At 59.7% G+C, this 22,755-nt stretch carries 16 protein-coding genes, 4 tRNA genes and 1 pseudogene; 6 read left to right on the forward strand and 15 right to left on the reverse strand.

The window, feature by feature from the left end; translation table 11 throughout:
* Window positions 1-90: 90 nt before the first annotated feature.
* The 10 genes from H096_RS32210 to H096_RS32255 form a co-directional block, all read right to left on the reverse strand.
* Window positions 91-1,965, reverse strand: a complete 1,875-nt coding sequence (locus H096_RS32210) for a SurA N-terminal domain-containing protein (protein WP_033903267.1) — start codon at window positions 1,963-1,965, stop codon at window positions 91-93.
* Between the two features lie 230 nt (window positions 1,966-2,195).
* Window positions 2,196-2,468, reverse strand: a complete 273-nt coding sequence (locus H096_RS32215; RefSeq protein WP_003174819.1) for an HU family DNA-binding protein — start codon at window positions 2,466-2,468, stop codon at window positions 2,196-2,198.
* Window positions 2,469-2,617: 149 nt separating this feature from the next.
* Window positions 2,618-5,014, reverse strand: a complete 2,397-nt coding sequence (lon, locus tag H096_RS32220; RefSeq protein WP_033903268.1) for an endopeptidase La — start codon at window positions 5,012-5,014, stop codon at window positions 2,618-2,620.
* 173 nt (window positions 5,015-5,187) lie between these two features.
* The gene (gene clpX / locus H096_RS32225; protein ID WP_010209414.1) at window positions 5,188-6,471 is read right to left on the reverse strand and encodes an ATP-dependent Clp protease ATP-binding subunit ClpX; all 1,284 of its coding nucleotides are present in this window, start codon (window positions 6,469-6,471) and stop codon (window positions 5,188-5,190) included.
* Window positions 6,472-6,583: 112 nt separating this feature from the next.
* Window positions 6,584-7,219 carry an ATP-dependent Clp endopeptidase proteolytic subunit ClpP gene (clpP, locus tag H096_RS32230; protein WP_033903269.1) on the reverse strand — a complete coding sequence of 212 codons (636 nt, stop codon included), beginning with the start codon at window positions 7,217-7,219 and terminating at the stop codon, window positions 6,584-6,586.
* A 91-nt stretch (window positions 7,220-7,310) separates the two neighbouring features.
* Window positions 7,311-8,621 (reverse strand): trigger factor, encoded by a 1,311-nt coding sequence (gene tig, locus H096_RS32235; protein WP_033903270.1) that lies wholly within the window; start codon window positions 8,619-8,621, stop codon window positions 7,311-7,313.
* Between the two features lie 401 nt (window positions 8,622-9,022).
* Window positions 9,023-9,098, reverse strand: a tRNA-His gene (locus H096_RS32240).
* Window positions 9,099-9,175: 77 nt separating this feature from the next.
* A tRNA-Leu gene (locus H096_RS32245) sits at window positions 9,176-9,260 on the reverse strand.
* Window positions 9,261-9,316: 56 nt separating this feature from the next.
* A tRNA-His gene (locus tag H096_RS32250) sits at window positions 9,317-9,392 on the reverse strand.
* Window positions 9,393-9,424: 32 nt separating this feature from the next.
* Window positions 9,425-9,501 (reverse strand) — tRNA-Arg (locus H096_RS32255).
* Window positions 9,502-9,780: 279 nt separating this feature from the next.
* On the opposite strand from H096_RS32255, the gene folD reads away from it, so the two are divergent.
* A complete protein-coding gene (gene folD, locus H096_RS32260) occupies window positions 9,781-10,635 on the forward strand; it encodes a bifunctional methylenetetrahydrofolate dehydrogenase/methenyltetrahydrofolate cyclohydrolase FolD (RefSeq protein ID WP_033903271.1) in 855 nt (284 codons plus the stop codon).
* A 208-nt stretch (window positions 10,636-10,843) separates the two neighbouring features.
* The gene (pbpG, locus tag H096_RS32265; protein WP_033903272.1) at window positions 10,844-11,767 is read left to right on the forward strand and encodes a D-alanyl-D-alanine endopeptidase; all 924 of its coding nucleotides are present in this window, start codon (window positions 10,844-10,846) and stop codon (window positions 11,765-11,767) included.
* 37 nt (window positions 11,768-11,804) lie between these two features.
* Here pbpG and H096_RS32270 read toward each other — a convergent pair whose 3' ends face one another.
* Window positions 11,805-12,467 carry a C39 family peptidase gene (locus tag H096_RS32270; protein ID WP_033903273.1) on the reverse strand — a complete coding sequence of 221 codons (663 nt, stop codon included), beginning with the start codon at window positions 12,465-12,467 and terminating at the stop codon, window positions 11,805-11,807.
* A 210-nt stretch (window positions 12,468-12,677) separates the two neighbouring features.
* Between H096_RS32270 and H096_RS34330 the strand changes: the two genes are divergently transcribed.
* Window positions 12,678-12,839: a hypothetical protein gene (locus tag H096_RS34330; RefSeq protein WP_016978011.1), complete on the forward strand. Its 162-nt coding sequence runs from the start codon at window positions 12,678-12,680 to the stop codon at window positions 12,837-12,839.
* On the opposite strand, the gene H096_RS32275 is transcribed toward H096_RS34330, so the two are convergent.
* The gene (locus H096_RS32275; protein WP_016978010.1) at window positions 12,836-13,246 is read right to left on the reverse strand and encodes a hypothetical protein; all 411 of its coding nucleotides are present in this window, start codon (window positions 13,244-13,246) and stop codon (window positions 12,836-12,838) included. The two genes, H096_RS34330 and H096_RS32275, sit on opposite strands and share 4 nt — an antisense overlap.
* Window positions 13,247-13,447: 201 nt before the next feature.
* Here H096_RS32275 and H096_RS32280 point away from each other — a divergent pair, with 201 nt between their 5' ends.
* The 3 genes and pseudogenes from H096_RS32280 to H096_RS32290 all read left to right on the forward strand — a co-directional run.
* Window positions 13,448-16,669, forward strand: a complete 3,222-nt coding sequence (locus tag H096_RS32280) for an efflux RND transporter permease subunit (RefSeq protein ID WP_033903274.1) — start codon at window positions 13,448-13,450, stop codon at window positions 16,667-16,669.
* Entirely contained in the window at window positions 16,659-17,831 is a 1,173-nt protein-coding gene (locus H096_RS32285; RefSeq protein WP_033903275.1) for an efflux RND transporter periplasmic adaptor subunit, read from the forward strand. The genes H096_RS32280 and H096_RS32285 overlap by 11 nt, the downstream gene beginning before the upstream one ends.
* Window positions 17,815-19,221: pseudogene (locus H096_RS32290) on the forward strand (efflux transporter outer membrane subunit); the annotation flags it as partial. The gene H096_RS32285 and the pseudogene H096_RS32290, both read left to right, overlap by 17 nt.
* Here H096_RS32290 and H096_RS32295 read toward each other — a convergent pair.
* The 3 genes from H096_RS32295 to H096_RS32305 form a co-directional block, all read right to left on the reverse strand.
* A complete protein-coding gene (locus tag H096_RS32295) occupies window positions 19,196-20,035 on the reverse strand; it encodes a TIGR03915 family putative DNA repair protein (RefSeq protein ID WP_033903276.1) in 840 nt (279 codons plus the stop codon). The pseudogene H096_RS32290 and the gene H096_RS32295 overlap by 26 nt on opposite strands.
* The gene (locus tag H096_RS32300; RefSeq protein ID WP_033903277.1) at window positions 20,032-21,252 is read right to left on the reverse strand and encodes a putative DNA modification/repair radical SAM protein; all 1,221 of its coding nucleotides are present in this window, start codon (window positions 21,250-21,252) and stop codon (window positions 20,032-20,034) included. The genes H096_RS32295 and H096_RS32300 overlap by 4 nt, the downstream gene beginning before the upstream one ends.
* Before the next feature lie 107 nt (window positions 21,253-21,359).
* Window positions 21,360-22,697 carry a SidA/IucD/PvdA family monooxygenase gene (locus tag H096_RS32305; protein ID WP_033903278.1) on the reverse strand — a complete coding sequence of 446 codons (1,338 nt, stop codon included), beginning with the start codon at window positions 22,695-22,697 and terminating at the stop codon, window positions 21,360-21,362.
* Window positions 22,698-22,755 lie beyond the last annotated feature (58 nt).

The following is a 22,755-nucleotide window of genomic DNA, read 5'->3' on the forward strand; positions in this document are numbered from 1 at the left end:
TCCCTGGCTGGCGTTAACGAGCAACCAGTCTAGCGCACATAAAAAAGCCCCCGGTCTTTTCAGGCCGGGGGCTTCTCGTTCAAACCGACATCAGAACTTCTTGATGTCAGCCTTGGTTTCCAACTGCTTGCGGTAGGCCGCGAAGTCCTGCTGGCCGACACGGGAGGCGAGGAAGCGGCGGTATTGCGCCTTTTCTTCGTCCGTTGGGGCAGCAGCTTCGTTGACACCGTTCAAGCGCACGATCACCAGGCTACCATCCGCCAAGGTCACGGTGGTGAAGGTCGGCTTGTCCTTGGCCGCAGGCTTGGGCATGCGGAACAGGGCTTGCAGCACGGCAGGGTCGATCGCTTCCTGGCCACGGGTGGCCGCTTCAGTGACTTTCCACGCCTGGCCGTCGACCGGCTGGTTCAGCGGAGTCTTGCCATCACGCAGACTGGCGATCAACTCGTCAGCATGAGCTTTGGCAGCTGCGCTGGCGCGCTCCTTGGCCATCTGCGTGCGAATCGCCGCATTGACGCTTTCCAGCGGCAGTTGCGAAGGCTTCAGATGCTCCTTGGCACGCAGCACGATGATGGTTTCCGGGTCCAGTTCGATGGCGGTGCTGTTGGCACCTTCATCCAGTACTTCCGGGCTGAACGCTGCGGTGACCACGGCACGGTTGGCCGCAACACCTTCGCCACCTTCACGACCAAACGGCGCGGAGGTGTGAACGGTCAGCTTCAGGTCGGACGCCGGCTGGGCCAAGTCGGAGGCTTCGAATGCTGCGTCTTCCAATTGCTTGGTCGCTTCGACAAAGCGCTGCTCAACCTGCTGGGTCTTGAGCTCTTTGGTCAGTTTGTCCTTCAGGCTGGCAAACGTCGGCACTTGCGGTGCCTCAACGCCCAACAGCTTGATCAAGTGCCAACCGAAGGTGCTGCGTACCGGTGCCGAGACTTGGTCTTTGTTCAACGCGTACAAGGCAGTTTCGAAGTCCGGGTCGTAAACGCCAGGGCCGGCAAAACCGAGGTCACCGCCACTGTTGGCCGAACCCGGATCCTGGGAGAACTCCTTGGCCAGGGCTTCGAACTTCTCACCCTTGGCCAGGCGTGCCTGGATTTCTTCGATCTTGGCCTTGGCTTGCGCGTCGGTGACCTTGTCGTTGACTTCGATCAGGATGTGCGCGGCACGACGCTGTTCAGCGAGGTTGGCGGTTTCTTTCTGATAGGCCGCCTGCAGCTCTTCGTCCTTCACGCTGACCTGGTCGAAGAAGGAAGACTTCTTCAGTTCCAGGTAGTCGATGACCACCTGGTCCGGGGTCATGAACTCTTTGGCGTGCTGGTCGTAGTAAGCCTTGACCTCGTCGTCGGTGAGTTTCACCGCGGCAGGGTTGGCCTTGATGTTGACGGTGGCGAAGTCGCGGGTCTGTTTTTCCAGACGCGCAAATGCCAGCACTTCGGCATCGGTGACGAAACCGCTGCCAGCAATACCTGCGCGAACCTGACCGATCAGCATTTCCTGGGTCAGCATCTGACGGAATTGCATACGGCTGTAGCCCAGTTGACGAATCACCTGGTCAAAGCGTTCGGCGTTGAACTTGCCGTCCACCTGGAATTCCGGTGTCTGCAGGATTACCTGGTCCAGCGCAGCTTCAGAGAAGCCAAACTTGGAGTCAGCCGCACCTTGCAGCAACAGCTTGCGATCGATCAGACCCTTGAGGGCCGCTTCGCGCAGCAGTTTTTCATCCAGCAGGGAGGCATCGAAATCCTTGCCCAGCTGTTGCATCAGCTGGCGACGTTGCATGTCGACGGCCTGGCTCAGTTCGGTCTGGGTGATTTCTTCACCGTTGACCTTGGCCACGTCCTGCTTACTGTTACCCGAAGCCTGGAAAATGGCCTCGATACCGGTGAACGCCATCAATGCGACGATGATCCCGATAATGGTCTTGGCAATCCAGCCTTGTGAATTGTCCCTGATATTTTGCAGCATGCGTCCCCCAGAAACGGTTGAACTTCAAGAATAGGCAACCGTGGAGCGTGGGTAGAGTACGGATATAAGAAAGGCGCATCCAAGGATGCGCCTTCTCGCAACTGGCGGAGCGGACGGGGGCTTTGGTTCTCCCCCCGGCTTCGCGACCCTATGCATACGTGGGTCTGCCGCCGCTCCGCTCCCAGGTCGAACCTACGTTCGTCCCGGGTAGGTAAAGGCTGGATCGAAGCTTAGTTAACAGCTTCTTTCAGGGCTTTACCGGCTTTGAAACCTGGTTTCTTGGCAGCAGCGATCTGCAGTGCTTTGCCAGTCTGTGGGTTACGGCCAGTGCGAGCTGGGCGGTCAGTCACAGAGAAAGTACCGAAGCCTACCAGGACCACGGAGTCGCCGGCCTTCAGAGCGCCAGTGACGGATTCGATTACTGCATCCAGCGCACGGCCAGCAGCAGCTTTCGGGATATCAGCGGATGCAGCGATAGCATCAATCAGTTCCGACTTGTTCACTCTAAGTCCCCTTATATATCTATTGAGTATGATTCTAAGTTTTTTGGTGAAAGCAAAAACCAGTGCTGAATGGCCTACAGACACTTAAGAGCCGCTTTATAACAAGGGCTCTAAAAAGCTGTCAAGGAAGCCCCCCAGGCTTTAACACATTAATGCGTGCTAATTCTTTCCTTGGAATCAGACTCGCGTTTTTCGTCCTTGGCAACTATCTCCGGAGCCACATCCGGCAAGGGCTCCGGCGCGTATTGCAGCGCAATTTGCAGGACCTCGTCAATCCATTTAACCGGTTTAATCTGCAGATCCTGCTTGATGTTGTCAGGAATTTCCTTCAAGTCGCGAACATTCTCTTCAGGAATGATCACCGTCTTGATACCACCCCGGTGTGCAGCAAGCAATTTCTCTTTCAGGCCACCGATGGCCAATACCTGACCACGCAGGGTGATTTCCCCGGTCATGGCGACATCGGCGCGCACCGGAATGCCCGTCAATGCCGACACCAAGGCCGTGCACATGCCTACGCCAGCGCTAGGGCCGTCTTTCGGGGTCGCCCCTTCCGGCATGTGGATGTGCGTGTCGTGCTTCTCGTGGAAGTCCAGGGGGATCCCCAGGCTCTTGGCGCGGCTGCGCACCACGGTCTGCGCGGCAGTGATGGATTCAACCATCACGTCACCCAGGGAACCGGTCTTGATCAGTTGACCTTTACCAGGAATGACAGCGGCTTCGATGGTCAGCAATTCGCCGCCCACCTGGGTCCACGCCAGGCCAGTCACCTGCCCTACCTGATCCTGCTGCTCAGCCAGGCCGTAGCGGAATTTCTTCACGCCCAGGAAGTGCTCCAGGGAGTCGGCAACTACCTTCACCGAGAAGCGTTTTTCCAATGCATGCTCTTTGACCGCCTTGCGGCAAATCTTCGCAATCTGGCGCTCCAAGCCCCGCACACCGGCCTCGCGAGTGTAGTAACGCACGATGTCGCGGATCGCCTCGACCTCGAATTCGATCTCGCCCTTCTTCAGGCCGTTGGCCGAAATCTGCTTGGGCGCGAGGTATTTGACGGCGATGTTGATCTTCTCGTCCTCGGTGTAGCCCGGCAGACGAATCACCTCCATCCGGTCCAGCAGCGCCGGCGGGATGTTCATGGAGTTGGAGGTGCACAGGAACATTACGTCGGACAGGTCGTAGTCGACTTCCAGGTAATGGTCGTTGAAATTGTGGTTTTGCTCGGGGTCGAGCACTTCCAGCAACGCCGAAGCTGGATCGCCACGCATGTCGCTGCCCATTTTGTCGATTTCATCGAGCAGGAACAGCGGGTTGCGCACGCCCACTTTTGTCATCTTTTGAATCAATCTTCCTGGCATCGAACCGATGTAAGTGCGGCGATGACCACGGATTTCCGCTTCATCACGCACACCACCGAGGGCCATGCGCACGAATTTACGGTTGGTGGCATTGGCAATCGACTCAGCCAGCGAGGTTTTACCCACGCCAGGCGGACCCACCAGGCACAACACCGGACCGCGAATCTTCTTCACGCGCTTTTGCACAGCGAGGTATTCGAGGATGCGTTCTTTGACTTCTTCGAGGCCATAGTGGTCGGCATCGAGAATGTCTTCGGCACGCGCCAGGTCCAGGCGCACTTTGGTCTGGGCCTTCCACGGGACTTGCACGAGCCAGTCGATGTAGGAGCGCACCACGGTGGCTTCGGCCGACATCGGTGACATCTGCTTGAGCTTGTTCAACTCGGCAGTGGCTTTGGTCAGGGCGTCTTTCGGCAGGCCAGCGGCATCGATGCGCTTTTTCAGCTCTTCGATTTCGTTGTGGCCTTCCTCGCTGTCGCCGAGCTCTTTCTGAATGGCCTTCATCTGCTCATTCAGGTAGTACTCGCGCTGGCTGCGCTCCATTTGTTTCTTCACGCGACCACGGATGCGCTTCTCGACCTGCAACAGGTCGATTTCGGCATCCAGCAGCGCCAGCACGTGTTCGACACGCGCCGACAGGTCGATGATTTCAAGGATGTCTTGCTTCTGCTCGATCTTCAGCGCCATGTGCGCGGCCATGGTGTCGACCAGGCGACTTGGCTCATCGATGCTGTTGAGGGAAGACAGGACTTCAGCCGGGACTTTCTTGCCCAACTGCACATACTGCTCGAATTGCGAGAGCAGGCTGCGTACAAACACTTCGGACTCGCGCTCAGGGGCCTCGACTTCGTCGATCAGCGCCACTTCAGCGCGCAGGTGGCCATCCACCTCCATGAAACGCTCGACCGCACCACGCTGCTCACCTTCCACCAGCACCTTGACGGTTCCATCTGGCAGCTTGAGCAGTTGCAGCACGGTCGCAATGGTACCGACGCGATACAGGGCATCTTCGCCTGGATCATCGTCAGCAGGATTCTTCTGGGCCAACAGCAGGATTTGCTTGTCGCCCGTCATCGCGGCCTCGAGGGCTTCGATAGACTTCTCGCGCCCCACGAACAGCGGGATAACCATGTGCGGATAGACGACGACATCACGCAACGGCAGGAGAGGCAATTCAATGGTGGTCTTCATGATTTCGCCTCTATGACAGATGAAAAATAAGCTTGAAACCAAGATGGGGGCTGCATGCAAAAAAAACAAGCTTATTGCCAGCAGTTAAACGCAGTAAACGCTTTGGGGTAAAAACGCCGTAAAAACAAAGGGGCCCCTGGAGGCCCCTTGTTTATACCGAAACCGCGGAACGCTTACGCGTCAGGCGCAGCCTTGGCAGCCGGCTCACTGTTTTCGTAGATATACAGTGGCTTGGACTTACCTTCTATAACGCTTTCGTCGATCACCACTTTACTCACCTCGGACTGCGAGGGGATTTCGTACATGGTGTCGAGCAACACGCCTTCCAGAATCGAACGCAGGCCACGTGCACCGGTCTTGCGTTCCAGTGCCCGCTTGGCCACCGATTTGAGGGCGTCGGTACGGAACTCGAGGTCCACACCTTCCATCTCGAACAACTTGGCGTACTGCTTGGTCAGGGCGTTTTTCGGCTCGGTGAGGATCTGAATCAGAGCAGCCTCATCCAGTTCGTCCAACGTCGCCAGGACTGGCAGACGACCCACGAATTCCGGGATCAGACCGAACTTGACCAGATCGTCAGGCTCGACTTCACGCAGGGACTCGCCAACCTTCTTGCCTTCTTCCTTGCTGCGCACTTCGGCACTGAAGCCGATGCCGCCACGGGTCGAACGCTGCTGGATGACTTTTTCCAGGCCGGAGAACGCACCACCACAGATAAACAGGATATTGCGCGTATCAACCTGAAGAAATTCCTGCTGCGGGTGCTTGCGGCCGCCTTGTGGCGGTACGGAAGCGACCGTGCCTTCGATCAGTTTCAACAAGGCTTGCTGCACGCCTTCACCGGAAACGTCTCGCGTGATCGACGGGTTGTCCGACTTGCGCGAAATCTTGTCGATTTCGTCGATGTAGACAATACCCATCTGGGCTTTCTCTACGTCGTAGTCGCACTTCTGCAGCAGTTTCTGAATGATGTTCTCGACGTCTTCACCCACGTAGCCAGCCTCGGTGAGGGTGGTGGCGTCGGCGATGGTGAACGGAACGTTCAGCAGGCGAGCGAGGGTCTCTGCCAGCAGGGTTTTACCCGAGCCTGTAGGACCGATCAGCAAGATGTTGCTCTTGCCGAGTTCAACTTCGTCGCCTTTCTTGTCACGCTGGTTCAAGCGTTTGTAGTGGTTGTACACCGCTACGGCCAGAACCTTCTTTGCACGCTCTTGACCAATCACGTACTGGTCAAGGATGCCGCTGATTTCTTTAGGCGAAGGCAATTTATGCGCGCTACTTTCGGCCTGGGCTTCCTGCACCTCCTCACGGATGATGTCATTGCACAGGTCGACGCACTCGTCGCAGATAAAGACCGAGGGGCCGGCAATCAATTTGCGCACTTCATGCTGGCTTTTGCCACAGAAGGAGCAATAGAGCAGCTTGCCGTTGTCCTCGCCGTTGCGGGTGTCAGTCATTCGTTCGATCCAAATCCGATAGGCTTGCAACACAAGATGAAGGCTTATGTGGGCTTTTTCAAGCCCGCCAGTGGTCGGACATGCCGACCAGCCCTATTTTGAGCAGCTTATATTAAGCGGGGCGCTGGCTGATCACGTCGTCGATCAACCCGTATGCTTTCGCAGCTTCGGCACTCATGAAGTTGTCGCGGTTGGTATCGCGCTCGATTTCTTCCAGGGTGTGCCCGCTGTGCTTGGCCATCAACGTATTGAGGCGCTCGCGAATAAACAGGATTTCCTTGGCGTGGATTTCGATGTCCGACGCCTGGCCCTGGAAACCGCCCAGTGGCTGGTGAATCATCACGCGCGAGTTCGGCAGGCAGAAACGCTTGCCTTCGGCACCGGCGGTCAGCAGGAATGCACCCATGCTGCAGGCCTGGCCAATGCACGTGGTCGAGACGTTCGGCTTGATGAACTGCATGGTGTCGTAGATCGACATACCTGCTGTCACCGATCCGCCCGGCGAGTTGATATAGAGATGGATGTCCTTGTCCGGGTTTTCCGCTTCAAGGAACAGCAGCTGCGCACAAATCAGGTTGGCCATGTAGTCCTCTACGGGGCCCACCAGAAAGATCACTCGCTCCTTGAGCAGGCGCGAGTAGATGTCGTAGGCGCGTTCGCCACGAGCGGACTGCTCGACAACCATCGGGACCAGGCCGCCAGCGGCCTGGACATCAGAGTTCTGCTGAATATAGGAATTACGGAACATGCTCTGCAGTTACTCCCAAATAGTCATGTCTTGAAAACGCATAAGCCAGCGCGAGGCTGGCTTATGGTTGTATTTCCAACGAGTTGGACAATCAGTCGGCTTGTGCTGCTTCCGCCGGTTTGACTGCTTCTTCGTAAGAGACCGCTTTATCGGTCACCTTAGCCTTCTGCAGAACAGTATCCACAACTTGTTCTTCCAGCACAACCGAACGCACTTCGTTCAGTTGCTGATCGTTCTTGTAGTACCAAGCCACGACCTGCTCAGGCTCCTGGTAGGCCGAAGCCATTTCCTGGATCATTTCGCGAACGCGGTCTTCGTCAGGCTTGAGGTCAAACTGCTTGACCACTTCAGCCACGATCAGGCCCAGCACGACGCGGCGCTTGGCTTGTTCTTCGAACAGCTCGGCCGGCAGTTGGTCAGGCTTGATGTTGCCACCAAACTGCTGGACAGCTTGAACGCGCAAGCGATCCACTTCGTTGGACAGCAGGGCCTTAGGCACTTCGATCGGGTTGGCGGCCAGCAGACCGTCCATGACCTGGTTCTTGACCTTGGACTTGATGGCCTGACGCAGCTCGCGCTCCATGTTCTTGCGAACTTCGGTGCGGAAGCCTTCGATACCGGTTTCCTTGATGCCGAATTGAGCGAAGAACTCTTCGTTCAGCTCTGGCAGCTTAGGCTCGGAAACGCTGTTGACGGTCACGGTGAACTCGGCGGCTTTGCCAGCCAGGTCCAGGTTCTGGTAGTCAGCAGGGAAGGTCAGGTTCAGAGCGCGCTCTTCGCCGGCTTTGGCGCCAACCAGGCCGTCTTCGAAGCCCGGGATCATGCGGTTGGAACCCAGCACCAGCTGAGTACCCTTGGCGGAGCCGCCAGCGAAGACTTCGCCGTCAACCTTGCCAACGAAATCGATGTTCAGCTGGTCTTCGTTCTGGGCAGCGCGGTCGGCCACTTCGAAACGGGTGTTCTGCTTGCGCAGGATTTCCAGCATGTTGTCCAGGTCCGAATCAGCCACTTCGGCGCTCAGACGCTCGATTTCGATACCTTCGAAACCGGCCACTTCAAATTCAGGGAACACTTCGAATACAGCAACGTATTCCAGGTCCTTGCCAGCTTCCAGGGACTTAGGCTCGATCGACGGCGAACCCGCTGGGTTCAGCTTGTGCTCGACAACAGCTTCGTAGAACGAAGCCTGGATCACGTCACCGACAGCTTCCTGGCGCGCATCGGCACCAAAACGGCGCTTGATTTCGCTCATTGGCACTTTGCCTGGACGGAAACCAGCGATCTTGGCCTTCTGGGCAGTCTGCTGCAGACGCTTGTTGACCGCAGTTTCGATGCGCTCAGCCGGCACGGTGATGCTCAGGCGACGCTCGATAGCAGTAGTATTTTCAACAGAAACTTGCATGGATATTCCTCGTTGCACAGACGTTAGCCGGCCATTTCCGACCCCAATCAAGGGCATGCATTCTAGTGGGTCAAACTCAAGAAGTCACCCTACTGCAAATACGCCCGAAAACAGCCGGCAATTTATCGGTACGAAGGCACGGATGCACCTCGCCCCGGTGACAAATACAACCCATCACGCCAGGGCTCTGCGCCGCCCCTTCTATATATAGAAGAAGTCGTCATCCATCTCCCTGACGGCCAACCCCGCAAACAGGGCTGGCAGGCAGCGCAGCATCATCGAGATACATAAATACGACGAAACGCGCTGCCATCGCGCCCCATTACCTGCAGCCGCTGGATATTTCGAACCGCTGAAACCAAAAAAGGCGCCAGACTGTTAAATCTGGCGCCTTTCGAATATGGGGTGGACGAAGGGGATCGAACCCTCGACAACGGGAGTCACAATCCCGTGCTCTACCAACTGAGCTACGCCCACCATATTGCGTTAACAAAGAAACCAAACTACTTCTTTGTCGAGCCCTGCCCTGCCTTTCGACGGGACCAAGCTTTATTTGGTGCGGATGAAGAGACTCGAACTCTTACGCCTCGCGGCGCTGGAACCTAAATCCAGTGTGTCTACCAATTCCACCACATCCGCGCTTGAAGCTCTTAAAGCAAAGGCGCCAGACGATTAATCTGGCGCCTTTTAAAATATGGGGTGGACGAAGGGGATCGAACCCTCGACAACGGGAGTCACAATCCCGTGCTCTACCAACTGAGCTACGCCCACCATATAGCGCTACTTGTGCCAAAGCTGCCTAATGGCGCACCCGGCAGGACTCGAACCTGCGACCATCCGCTTAGAAGGCGGATGCTCTATCCAGCTGAGCTACGGGCGCCTGATTAATCTGTACTCTTGGAGGATTACAAACTAAGTGCTTCCAGCCTTACAGAACAACACGCTATTCTGATCGACCTTCTTAACCAGTGCTAGGCTGTGCCCGACAAGTGCGACGAATAGTATAGACGCCCTCGAAACCCGTCAAATCTTTTTTGAAAAAAACTGATTTTATTTAAGGGGTTAGGGCAATTTGCAGACCAAGCGCCTTTGCCCTCACGTCCTGGCATGCGAGAATGCGCGCACTTTTCTTCCCCCTCTCGATGGTTAATCACGCGTAATGACTGCACAACTTATCGACGGCAAACCAATCGCCGCCAGCCTGCGCCAGCAGATCGCCAAACGAGTCACCGAGCGCAGCCAGCAAGGCCTGCGCACGCCTGGCCTCGCGGTGATCCTGGTCGGCAGCGATCCTGCCTCTCAGGTTTATGTCTCGCACAAGCGTAAAGACTGTGAAGAGGTCGGCTTTATTTCCAAGGCCTACGACTTGCCTTCCGAAACCACCCAGCAGGCCCTGACCGACCTGATCGACAGCCTCAACGACGACCCGAAGATCGATGGCATCCTGCTGCAACTGCCATTGCCCGAGCATCTGGACGCCTCCAAATTGCTGGAGCGCATTCGCCCCGACAAAGACGTCGACGGTTTCCACCCTTATAACGTCGGCCGCCTGGCCCAGCGCATCCCACTGCTGCGCCCGTGCACGCCAAAAGGCATCATGACCCTGCTGGAAAGCACCGGTGTCGACCTGTACGGCCTCGATGCAGTCGTGGTCGGCGCCTCCAACATCGTCGGCCGCCCGATGGCCATGGAATTGTTGCTGGCCGGTTGCACTGTGACCGTCACCCACCGTTTCACCAAAGACCTCGCCGGCCACGTCGGCCGCGCCGACCTGGTTGTGGTTGCTGCCGGCAAGCCAGGACTGGTCAAAGGTGAATGGATCAAGGAAGGCGCCATCGTCATCGACGTGGGCATCAACCGCCAGGACGACGGCAAGCTGGTGGGCGATGTGGTGTACGAAACCGCCCTGCCCCGCGCCGGCTGGATCACCCCAGTGCCAGGCGGCGTCGGCCCGATGACCCGCGCTTGCCTGCTGGAAAATACCCTGTACGCCGCAGAGACCCTGCACGCTTAATAACCAGGCGTACTTAAAAAGCCCTGCTTTAGCGCAGGGCTTTTTATTGCCCGCGATAAACCCTGTTTTTTCTTAGTTTTTAAGAACTTTCATCGGGTTCTAGAAGAACATTCGACAGTTTCTGATCCATACTCCTAAAATGTAACGGCATTTATCAAAAACCCGTTCCCGAACGGTATTTTCTTACTTTTTTAGCGAGTTCACCCGCGTGAAAATTCGTCTCTCTATTGTCAGCCTATTTTTTGCTTTCACAGGCACCTTCGCGCACGCCGCCGAAACCACCCAGGCCCCGCGTGACACGTCCAAACTGCAAATCGCTTCCGGCAGCGCCATGCTGGTGGACCTGCAGACCAATAAAGTCATTTATTCCAGCAACCCCGACGTGGTGGTGCCCATCGCCTCGGTGAGCAAGTTGATGACCGGCCTGATCGTGCTGGAAGCCAAGCAGAACATGGATGAGTACATCGATATCAACATCAAGGACACGCCGGAAATGAAAGGCGTGTTCTCCCGCGTGAAAATCGGCAGTGAAATGCCGCGCAAAGAGATGCTGCTGATCGCCCTGATGTCCTCGGAAAACCGCGCTGCCGCCAGCCTGGCGCACCACTACCCAGGCGGCTACCCGGCGTTTATCGCGGCGATGAACGCCAAGGCCAAGGCGCTGGGCATGACCAGCACTCACTATGTAGAACCCACGGGCCTGTCGATCCACAACGTGTCCACCGCCCGTGACCTGAGCAAGCTGCTGGCCGCCGCGCGTCACTACCCGTTGCTGAGCCAGTTGAGCACCACCAAGGAAAAGACCGTGTCGTTCCGCAAGCCCAACTACACCCTGGGCTTCTCCAACACCGACCACCTGATCAACCGCGCCAACTGGGATATCAAGCTGACCAAGACCGGTTTCACCAACCAGGCCGGCCACTGTCTGGTGCTGGTGACTAGCATGGGCAACCGTCCGGTGTCGTTGGTGATCCTGGATGCTTTCGGCAAATTCACCCACTTTGCCGATGCCAGCCGTATCCGCAATTGGGTCGAGACCGGCAAGAGCGGTTCAGTGCCGGATGTGGCGCTGCGCTACAAGGCCGACAAGAACCTGAAGAATCGCCCCAACGCTGCGGAAGCCCGTCGCTAAGCGATATAAAAAACGGCGCTTTGATAGCGCCGTTTGTTTATTTGCGTTCCGCCAACACCTTCAGCGCCTGCGCCGCCGCCCGCTCCTGCCCGGCCTGGGCCGTCGCATTCGCCGAGTCCCGCCACCGTTGTGCATCCACATTCGCCGGCAACTGGCTCGGGCGCTGGGTGAGGATTGCCCAACTGCCGGCGCTTTTCCATTTGGACTCAAAGTCGCTGAAGCTCATCAGCAAGCGCCGATCCATCCCCGAGCGCAACAACACCGTGCTTTTCTGCTGGTTGAACCCCACCACGACCACGTAGTGCGCATCCGACCACAGCCCGCCGCCAATCCGCGCCATCACCGGATAACCCGCCGCCACCTGGGCCAGCACTGCCGTCAGCTTGGCCTCCAGCGGATACACCATCAGCCCGTACTCACGCGCCAGCACCTGCATGTTGCGCTCAAGGTCGGCTTCGCCGCCCGGCAGATGCAACGGTTTATCCAACAGCCCCGGTGTCATGACAATGCCTTGTTGCGACAGCATGCTGGCTAAAGACGTAGGACCGCTCTGGTAGGCCTCGCTGCGAAAGGTCGGCACGCCATTGAGTTCGACGCGCTCCGGCAGGCCGGCCAGTCTCGACGGGGTGGAGGAACACGCCGCAAGGCCCAAGGCACACGCGAGGAACAAGGATGTTTTCAGGTTCGACCGTAACCGCAATTTTCTACTCTCTTGATCAACTGCCGGTAAGGGCCCTGATCATAGGACGCTCTGCTACGCGGGTATAGCCCGCAGCTTTAGTAAAGGACGCGGATAGAGCAAAGAAGTTGGACAGACACGACCATTGGTCAATAGCAGGCAACCGCCAGGTAGCTAGACTGTCCATTGAGAAGACTGTGTGTGCCCCCTGCGGGGCGAAAGGAGGCCCGAATGAGCCTTGCAACAACGATTGTCCTGTTGATCTGCGGTTGGCTGGCGGTAGCCGGCGCCATGTTGTGGGGGGTGTTGCGCATCACCCGTCGGCACCATCACCCCCACGTCAAACCCGCTGCACCCGCCAAGCCCCATAAGGTAGCGGTACATCACGCCTAGCCCGGCATGCAATTGAAGTCCTGAGTCGCCGCGACTTCCTTGCCGTGACCATCCATCAAGGATGCGCGCACGGTGGTGCCCAGGCTCGACTCCACCAGGGTGTAGTGCTCACCTGCCTTGAAATCCTTGTACTCGACCCGGCCCTGGCAGTCCTGCTGGTTGTCGTCGCCGGGCTCTTCTTCGAACAGCGTCACATCCAGGCGATGGTCTCCAGGCGTCACTTCAAAGAAACGTCCGTCATCCACGCGCTTGCCGTCAACGCGTTCGGCCATCAGGTCGTTGGGGGCCTCTTCTTTCAGGCCGATCCACGCTTCGCTCGGGTCGGCCTTGGGGATCGGGCCGGCGCACGCCGACAACAACAGCACGGCACCGAGGGCGGGAATCAATAACAGAGGTTTGAGTGACATGGCAGGGCTCCAACAAATAGGGACGATGTGTCCGATGGGCTACAAGCTTGAGGAGCCACCCTTTGTAGAACAAATGAATACATATGAAACGATCTTCAGCCCCTTCCTAAATGTTCCTTCACCTGGCTGAAAGGTGCGTGTTAGGTGGGTCGGGCAAGACTGCCGGGGTTTGCAATCCTGCTCCCTCCGGAGGTTTCACGCATGCTCGGGCTGGTAAAGACCGCACTGCAAAAGCCGTACACGTTTATCGTGTTGGCCATATTCATCTGCATCATCGGGCCGATGGCGGCCCTGCGTACCCCCACTGACGTTTTCCCGGACATCGGCATCCCCGTGGTTGCCGTGGTCTGGCAGTACAACGGCCTGTCGCCGGACGCCATGGCCGGTCGGGTGATCTACACCTATGAACGCTCCCTGAGCACCACCGTCAACGACATCGAGCATATCGAATCGCAATCCCTGCCCGGCATGGGCATCGTCAAGATCTTCTTCCAGCCCGGCGTGGATATCCGCACCGCCAACGCCCAGGTGACAGCGGTGTCACAAACCGTGCTCAAGCAGATGCCGCCGGGCATCACGCCGCCGCTGATCCTCAACTACAGCGCCTCCACGGTGCCGATTTTGCAGATGGCGTTCTCCAGCCCCAGCCTCTCGGAAGCCAAGATCCGCGACTTGGTGCAGAACAACATCCGCCTGCCCCTGAGCGCCCTGCCCGGATTGGCCATGCCGACGCCCATGGGCGGCAAGCAGCGCCAGATCACGCTGGACCTCGACCCACAGGCGCTGGCCGCCAAAGGCTTGTCGGCCCAGGACGTGGGCAACGCCTTGGCCCTGCAGAACCAGATCATCCCGGTGGGCACCGCCAAACTCGGCCCCAACGAATACACGATCCTGCTCAACAACAGCCCCAAGGCCATCGATGAGCTGAATGACCTGCCGATCAAGACCGTCGATGGCGCCTTGATCACCATCGGCCAAGTCGCCCACGTGCGCGACGGCTCGCCGCCGCAGACCAATATCGTGCGCGTCGACGGCCACCGTGCGGTCCTCATGCCAGCGCTGAAAAACGGCAGCATCTCCACCCTGTCGATCATCGACGGCATCCGCCAGATGCTACCGCGCATCAACGAAACCCTGCCGCCGTCGCTGAAGACCTCGCTGCTGGGGGACGCCTCGGTGTTCGTCAAACAGTCGGTGGGCAGCGTGGCCCAGGAAGGCATCATTGCCGCACTGCTGACCAGTGCGATGATCCTGCTGTTCCTCGGCAGTTGGCGTTCCACGATCATTATTGCCGCCTCGATTCCCCTGGCCGTGCTGTCGGCGATTGCACTGCTGGCGATCAGCGGGCAAACCCTCAACGTGATGACCCTCGGCGGGCTGGCGTTGGCGGTGGGGATCCTGGTGGACGACGCCACGGTGACCATCGAAAACATCAACTGGCACCTGGAACAAGGCAAGGCGGTGAAGACCGCGATCCTCGACGGCGCCGCACAGATCGTCGGCCCGGCGTTCGTCTCGCTGCTGTGTATCTGCATCGTGTTCGTGCCGATGTTTTTGCTGCAAGGCATCGCCGGTTACCTGTTCCGGCCGATGGCCCTGGCGGTGATCTTTGCCATGGCCAGCTCGTTCATTCTTTCGCGTACGCTGGTGCCGACCCTGGCGATGTTCCTGCTCAAGCCGCACACGCCGGAGCCAGGCGCCGGGCATCATCCGGAAGATGCATTCATCAACCATCACGAGGGCGAGCAGCACAAGAAACCACGCAATCGCGTGCTGCAATCGGTGCTGAATTTCCAGCAGGGCTTTGAACGGCACTTCTCGAACATCCGTGACACCTACCATGGTCTGCTGACCTTGGCCTTGGGTAATCGCAAGGGCTTTATCGTCGGTTTCCTGGCTTGCGTGCTGGCGTCGTTCCTGTTGCTGCCGAGCCTCGGCCAGGACTTCTTCCCGGCCACCGACGCGGGCGCATTGGCCCTGCACGTGCGCCTGCCACTGGGCACGCGCATCGAAGAAAGCGCCGCCGCCTTCGACCGTATCGAAGCGCGGATTCGCGAGGTGATTCCCGCCGAAGAACTCGACACCATCGTCGACAACATTGGCATCCCGCTGAGCGGCATCGACATGGCCTACAGCAGCAGCGGCACCATCGGCCCGCAGGACGGCGACATCCAGGTCACCCTGAAAAAAGACCACGCGCCCACCGCCGATTACGTGAAGAAACTGCGCGAAACCCTGCCGGAAAGTTTCCCCGGTAGCCACTTCGCATTCCTGCCAGCCGACATCAGCAGCCAGATCCTCAACTTCGGCGCCCCGGCCCCGCTGGACGTGAAAATCTCCGGGCGCAGCGATGAAGAAAACCGCGCCTATGCGGTGGAACTGGAGCGGCGCCTGCAACACGTACCCGGCATCGCTGACCTGCGCATCCAGCAGTCCACCGGCTACCCGTCCTTGCAGGTCAACGTCGACCGCCTGCGCGCCAACGGCCTGGGCATTACCGAACGTGACGTGACCAACAGCATGGTCGCCTCCCTCGCCGGCAGTTCCCAAGTGGCACCGACCTTCTGGCTCAACCCCGCCAACGGCGTGTCCTACTCGATCGTCGCCGCCACCCCGCAATATCGCCTCGACAGCCTGCCTTCGCTGGAAGCGCTGCCGGTGACCGGCGCCGATGGCCAGTCGCAGATCCTTGGCGGCGTGGCCACCATCTCCCGTGTGCAAAGCCCGGCGGTGGTGACCCATTACAACATCGAACCGACCCTGGACCTGTACGCCAACGTGCAAGGTCGCGACCTCGGCGGCGTGGCCCGCGATGTGCAGAAAGTGCTGGATGACACCGCGTCCATGCGCCCCAAAGGCGCGGTGATCAGCCTGCACGGGCAAATCGATGCGTTGCACGAAGCCTTCAGCGGCTTGAGCTTTGGCTTGCTTGGCGCGGTGGTGCTGATCTACCTGCTGATCGTGGTCAACTTCCAGTCGTGGGTCGATCCGTTCGTGATCATCACCGCCTTGCCGGCCGCACTGGCGGGGATCGTGTGGATGCTGTTCCTCAGCGGCACCTCGTTGTCGGTGCCCGCCTTGACCGGCGCGATCCTGTGCATGGGCGTAGCCACCGCCAACTCGATCCTGGTGGTGAGCTTCTGCCGTGAACGCCTGGCCGAACATGGCGATGCGCTCAAGGCCGCGCTGGAAGCCGGTTACACGCGCTTTCGCCCGGTGTGCATGACCGCCCTGGCGATGATCATCGGCATGTTGCCCCTGGCGATTTCCGAGGAGCAAAACGCCCCGCTCGGCCGGGCGGTGATCGGTGGCCTGATCCTCGCCACCACCGCCACTCTGTTATTTGTCCCCGTGGTCTTTAGCCTGGTCCACGGCCGTCACCCTACTCGCGCCACTGCTGGAGAAACGTCTCATGTCGTCTGATCACAAACCCTCGCGCAAGCGTCTGATGCTCATGGGTGTCGGCGGCCTGACCCTGGCCGCCCTGTTGGTCGCCAACGGCCTGCACGCCCGCACGCTGCACGAACAATCGGTCACGGCCTGGACCGAAACCGCCGCCGTCCCGCAGGTGATGGTGTTCCAACCGCAGCAGAATGCCGCCGGCGACACCCTGCGCTTGCCGGCGCACCTGGAAGCCTGGAGCAAGGCGCCGATTCACGCCCGCGTCAGCGGCTACTTGAAAGACTGGAAAGCCGACATCGGCACCCAGGTCAAAGCCGGGCAAATCCTTGCCGAGATCGACAGCCCCGACCTGGACCAGCAACTGGTGCAAACCCATGCACGGCTGATACAGGAACAGGCCAACGCACGCCTGGCCGAAACCACCGCGACGCGCTGGCAAAACCTGCTCGCCAGCCATTCGGTATCGCGCCAGGAGGCCGATGAAAAAACCTCCAACGCCGCCGCCGCAAAAGCCAACGCCGACGCCGACGCCGCCGCTGCCGACTATGCCCGGCTGTCCGCATTGGAAAGCTACAAGACGATCCGCGCGCCGTTCGCCGGCACCATCACCGCACGCAACACCGATATCGGCCAATTGATCAAGGCCGACACCGACAGCGATCCCGAGCTGTTCAACATCGCCGACACCCATCAATTGCGCCTGTATGTGCCCGTGCCGCAGAACTACGCGGCGGTCATCCACCCCGGCCTTGAAGCCGAGCTGACTGTGCCCGAGCACCCCGGTGAGCACTTCAAGGCGCGCCTGATCGGTGATTCCACCGCCATCGACCGCCGCTCCGGCACCCTGCTTGCGCAGTTCGTGGCAGACAACCCTAATGGCGAATTGCTCCCCGGTGACTACGCCGAAGCCACCTTGCCGATTCCGGCGGATACCCACGGCGTGAGCATTCCGGCCAGCGCGTTGATCTTCCGTGCCCAAGGCACACAGGTGGCGGTGCTGGATGCGCAGAATCACGTACACCTGCAGGACATTCACATCGGCCTGGACCTGGGCGAACGCCTGGTCATCGACCAAGGCCTGAAACCCGCCGACCGCGTCGTCGACAACCCTCCAGACGCCCTGCGTGAGGGCGACCCGGTACAACTGGCCGCCGCCGGAGGTGCGCATGCGCCTAAGGCTTAAACCCCTGGCAGCGCTGATGCTGCTGGCGTTGCAGGGCTGCTCGATGGCGCCGACCTACAAGGTGCCTACTGTTGACCTGCCGGCCGGGTATCGCGAACAGACCAGCGAGGGTCCCTGGCACAGCGCGCAACCGTCCGATCAATTGGCCCCCGAATGGTGGACGCTCTACCAGGATTCGCGCCTGAACGACCTGCAACAGCAACTGCTCAAGGCCAACCCCGACTTGGCGGCGGCACTCGCGCACTTCGATGCGTCCCAGGCCTATGCCAGCCAATTGCATGCGGGGTTGTTCCCGCAGATCACCGCCAGCGCGCAGCCATTGCGCCAGCGGCAATCGGACTCGCGGCCGCTGCGAGGGGATACGCAGCCATCGGTGTACAACAGCAACACCGCAGGGTTTTCACTGAGCTACGACCTGGACCTGTGGGGCAAAATCCGCAACCAGGTGGCGGCCGGAGATGCACAGGCACAGGCGTCCGGCGATGATTTGGCGGTGGCGCGCTTGAGCCTGCAACATCAGTTGGCGACCTTGTACGTGCAGCTCAACGGGCTGGATGCCCAGGCGCGGATTCTCAAGAGTTCGCTGGATGATTTCAGCCAGGCATTGCAACTGACTCGCAGCCGATATGAAGGCCAGATTGCGTCGGAGCTCGACCTGACGCGCGCACAGAATCAGTTGGCCGAAGCCAAGGCGCAATGGGATGAAGTACAGGGCCAACGCAACCTCACCGAACATGCGATAGGCGAATTGGTGGGCGTGGCCGCCAGTAATTTCAGTTTGTCGCCAAGCGAGAGGTTGATCGCGCTGCCGGGGATTCCTTCGCAGCTACCGAGCCACCTGCTGCAACGTCGGCCGGATATCGCGGCGGCGGAACGCCGGGTGTTTGCAGCCAATGCCAATATCGGCGTAGCCAAGGCCGCGTGGTACCCGGACTTCAGCCTGACCGGGCTGATCGGTGGGCAGACGCAAGGCGTCGGTAACCTGCTGTCGGCGGGCAATCGCTATTGGGCGCTGGGCCCACTGGTGAACTTGCCGATCTTTGATGGCGGCCGCTTGAGCGCCAATGAACGCCAAGCCAAAGCCGAGTTTGAAGAAGCCTCGGCGCAATACCGCAGCCATGTCTTGAAAGCGGTGCGCGAAGTCGAGGACAACCTGGCGCAGCTACGAGACCTGCAACAGGAAGCCCAGGATGAGCAGGCGGCGGCGGATGCGGCGCAACACACACAAACGCTGGCGATGAACAGCTACGAGGCCGGCGCAGTAAGCTACCTGGACGTGGTCACCGCACAGACGGCAGCCTTGCAGGCACAACGCACGTTGCAGGCAGTACAGACCCGTCAGTTGCAGGCGAGCGTGGGGTTGGTCACCGCGCTCGGTGGGGGTTGGCAATCTGGCGACCCGGTTTTGCACCAATCAACTTTGCCTGCCCGTCCTTCTGCTTCCCCGTCCGCGCCTCGGTGATCAAACCCGGAATCAACTTGCCCTCGGGCAGGTTTTTCCAGAACCGGCTCGGCAGATGCCCTTCCATCACCTTGGGGTTCAAGCGCGCCGGGTTGAAGATGTGGCTGTAATAGGTCAGCCACATCGCACTGTGGGGGTCCTCGACATTCTGTGCCAGCTGGCGCCAAGCCTCGGGGCACTCGCGCTGATGAACAAGCTGCTCGCCGTCGTAATACACCCCATCCAACGGCGTGGCGATCATCCAGCGATGACGCCCCATCCGTCCTACAAAATGCTGACTGGCGGACTTCAGGATGTCGTGGGCCGGCTCATGCCAGGCCACATATTCCGGCAACTCCAGCCCCGCCCCGGCCGGTAGCGCGACAAATCGCACAAACGCGTGCAAATGATGCGCCTCGCGACTGACCTGCTTGATCCGCCGCTGCAACTCACTGCCCAGCTTGTCCCCCGCCAGCATCGCCGTGCGGTCACCATGACTGACGCGCCACAACACTTCATACAACAGGCTCCAGCGCTGGTCGCCGTGGTAACAGGCGGCCGACTCCAGCAATTCCAGCAGGGCCTTGGGCACCCGCGTCTGGTAAGGCCCCAAGCCTTCGGGAATCGGTTCGTCGGTGGCAAACAGGTCCGCCACCTCCGCCTCGCCCCAGCTCACCTGGCTGGGGTCAACTTGATGGCTCAGCAGCCAGCGCGCCTGCTCGCGCCAGGTGCTGAACAGGTTGTTGCACTCCAGGCTGATCATCCCCACAAGCCCATTTGCTGCGGCTGCGGACGGTCGCGCAATTGCTCGCGCAGCAACACGCTGGTGCTGTCGGCCTGTTGCGGGTGGTAGTCGCTGGTGATGAAAAACGGCTTGGCCTTGGCCAGCACACACCGCATGCGCGCCAGGTCTTCGAAGCGGATCTTGCGCTCGCGGCGCAGGTCCACCAGGCGCTGGGTAGTGCGCAGGCCAATGCCTGGGATACGCGCGATCAAGGTCGGTTCGGCGCGGTTCAGGTCCTGGGGGAACACCTCACGGTTTTCCAGGGCCCAGGCCAGCTTGGGGTCGATATCCAGGGCCAGGTGGCCGGGGCCTTGGAAAAGCTCGTTGGCGCTGAAGCCATAACTGCGCAACAGGAAGTCCGCCTGGTACAAGCGGTGCTCGCGCATCAAGGGCGGTGCTGCCAAAGGCACGCTTTTCGGACTGTTGGGAATGGGGCTGAACGCCGAGTAATACACGCGGCGCAGCTTGAAATTACCGTACAACGCCTCGGCGCCGTGGAGGATGGTGCTGTCATCGGTGTCGTCGGCGCCGACAATCAGTTGCGTGCTCTGCCCGGCCGGGGCAAAACGCGGCGCGCGCGGTTCGTTGCGGACCGTCTGCTCGCCGGTGTAGATGGTCTGCATGGCCTGCTTGATCGACACGATCTTTTTTTCCGGCGCCAGGGTCTGCAGGCTGGCCTCGGTGGGCAATTCGATGTTCACGCTCAGGCGATCGGCATACTTCCCGGCTTCGGCGATCAGCGCCGGGTCGGCGTCAGGAATGGTCTTGAGATGGATATAGCCGCGAAAGTCATGCTCTTCGCGCAGCAATTTGGCGACCCGCACCAACTGCTCCATGGTGTAGTCGGACGAACGGATGATGCCGGAACTGAGAAACAGCCCGCTGACGCAATTGCGCCGGTAGAAGTCCAGGGTCAGGGTAACCACCTCCTCCGGGCTGAAACGCGCGCGGGGCACGTCGCTGGAGCGGCGGTTGACGCAGTACTGGCAGTCGTAAAGACAGAAGTTGGTGAGCAACACCTTGAGCAGCGACACACAACGCCCGTCCGGCGTGTAGCTATGGCAAATACCCATGCCATCGGTGGAACCCAGCCCCGCCTTGCCCTCGGAGCTGCGCTTGGGCGCGCCACTGCTGGCGCACGAAGCATCGTACTTGGCGGCGTCGGCGAGAATGCTGAGTTTTTCGATCAACTGCATGGAGGGTTACCGATACTGGTTTTTTGTACAGTATCAGGGGAAAGCTGCAAGCTGCAAGCTGCAAGCTGCAAGCTTGGAGCTTGCAGCTAGACACTTGCAGCTTGAACTCAGCTTGCCGTGGCGAGCAACAGGTCCTGCACCGAGCGCCCCTTGCCGCGCCCACGGTCCAGCGCATACAACGACGCCGCAATCTCATCCGCACGAATCGGCAATACCGACAGCAAAGTATCGCTCAAGCCGTGGCTGGCCTGGCTGAAGCCTTGGATGTAGATACCGGCGTTGCAACGCTCATCAGTGACGATGCGGTAGTCACGCGCCACCTCGAAGTCACCCAGGTAGTCTTCCAGCGGCGCGAGCAAGGCGCGGTGCGTCTGGCGCTCGTAGCCGGTGGCCAGGATCACCGCGTCGTAGTGATTGATGCTGGTGTCGCCGTTGGCGTTGTTGCGCAGCACCAGTTCGATGCCCAGCGGGCCTGGGGTGGCCTTCTCGACCACGGTCATGGTGCGGAACGCCTGGCGCGCGATGCCGGAGACTTTCTGGCGGTAGAAGATGCCGTAGATACGCTCGATCAGGTCCAGGTCCACCACCGAATAGTTGGTGTTCTGGTATTCGGCGACCAAACGCTCACGCTCGGCACCCTCTTGCTGGAACACCAGGTCGGTGAAGGCCGGGGAGAACACTTCGTTGACGAACGGGCTGTCGTCGGCGGGCTTGAGCGCCGAACCGCGCAGGATCATGTCGACCTGCACCGTCGGGAAACTGTCATTCAAGTCGATGAAGGCTTCTGCCGCACTCTGGCCACCGCCGATGATGGCGATGCGCATGGCCTTGCCCTCGACACACGGCTGACTGGCCATGCGCTCCAGGTATTGGGAATGGTGGAACACCCGGCTGTCGCCCTTCAGCGCCTTGAACGCTTCAGGAATGCGCGGCGTGCCGCCGGCGCTGACCACCACCGAACGGGTGGTGCGCACATGCTGCTCACCCAGCGCATCGCGGGAAATCACGCGCAGCGCTTCAACCTGCTGCTGGTGCAGGATCGGCTCGATGGCCAGCACTTCCTCGCCATAGCGCGCCTGGGCCTGGAACTGCCCGGCGACCCAGCGCAGGTAGTCGTTGTACTCCATGCGGCACGGGTAGAAGGTGCCCAGGTTGATGAAGTCCACCAGGCGGTCGTGGGCTTTGAGGTAGTTAACGAAGGAATACGGGCTGGTGGGATTGCGCAGGGTCACCAGGTCCTTGAGGAACGAGATCTGCAGTTCGCTCTGGGTCACCAGGGTATTGCCGTGCCAGCGGTAGTCAGCCTGTTTGTCGAGAAACAGCACGTCCAGTTTGCCCTGGGCCTTTTCGCGCTCCTGCAGGGCGATGGCCAGCGCCAGGTTCGAAGGGCCGAAACCGATACCGATCAGGTCGTGAACCGCGGGCGAAGCAATTGCCTGTGTCATTCCAGTGTCCTCTGGATAAGCCCCTTGGCGGTGGGGCGGGAATACCTTCAAGACCTGA

It is taken from the genome of Pseudomonas sp. FH1 (assembly GCF_000510895.2).
GTDB classification, from domain to species: domain Bacteria; phylum Pseudomonadota; class Gammaproteobacteria; order Pseudomonadales; family Pseudomonadaceae; genus Aquipseudomonas; species Aquipseudomonas azotoformans_A.

Bases quoted from the DNA above. Each gene is read 5' to 3' on its own strand.
- H096_RS32210 (WP_033903267.1), bottom strand. From the start codon at position 1,965: ATGCTGCAAAATATCAGGGACAATTCACAAGGCTGGATTGCCAAGACC.
- lon (WP_033903268.1), bottom strand. From the start codon at position 5,014: ATGAAGACCACCATTGAATTGCCTCTCCTGCCGTTGCGTGATGTCGTC.
- clpX (WP_010209414.1), bottom strand. From the start codon at position 6,471: ATGACTGACACCCGCAACGGCGAGGACAACGGCAAGCTGCTCTATTGC.
- clpP (WP_033903269.1), bottom strand. From the start codon at position 7,219: ATGTTCCGTAATTCCTATATTCAGCAGAACTCTGATGTCCAGGCCGCT.
- tig (WP_033903270.1), bottom strand. From the start codon at position 8,621: ATGCAAGTTTCTGTTGAAAATACTACTGCTATCGAGCGTCGCCTGAGC.
- folD (WP_033903271.1), top strand. From the start codon at position 9,781: ATGACTGCACAACTTATCGACGGCAAACCAATCGCCGCCAGCCTGCGC.
- H096_RS34330 (WP_016978011.1), top strand. From the start codon at position 12,678: ATGAGCCTTGCAACAACGATTGTCCTGTTGATCTGCGGTTGGCTGGCG.
- H096_RS32275 (WP_016978010.1), bottom strand. From the start codon at position 13,246: ATGTCACTCAAACCTCTGTTATTGATTCCCGCCCTCGGTGCCGTGCTG.
- H096_RS32280 (WP_033903274.1), top strand. From the start codon at position 13,448: ATGCTCGGGCTGGTAAAGACCGCACTGCAAAAGCCGTACACGTTTATC.
- H096_RS32285 (WP_033903275.1), top strand. From the start codon at position 16,659: ATGTCGTCTGATCACAAACCCTCGCGCAAGCGTCTGATGCTCATGGGT.
- H096_RS32295 (WP_033903276.1), bottom strand. From the start codon at position 20,035: ATGATCAGCCTGGAGTGCAACAACCTGTTCAGCACCTGGCGCGAGCAG.
- H096_RS32300 (WP_033903277.1), bottom strand. From the start codon at position 21,252: ATGCAGTTGATCGAAAAACTCAGCATTCTCGCCGACGCCGCCAAGTAC.
- H096_RS32305 (WP_033903278.1), bottom strand. From the start codon at position 22,697: ATGACACAGGCAATTGCTTCGCCCGCGGTTCACGACCTGATCGGTATC.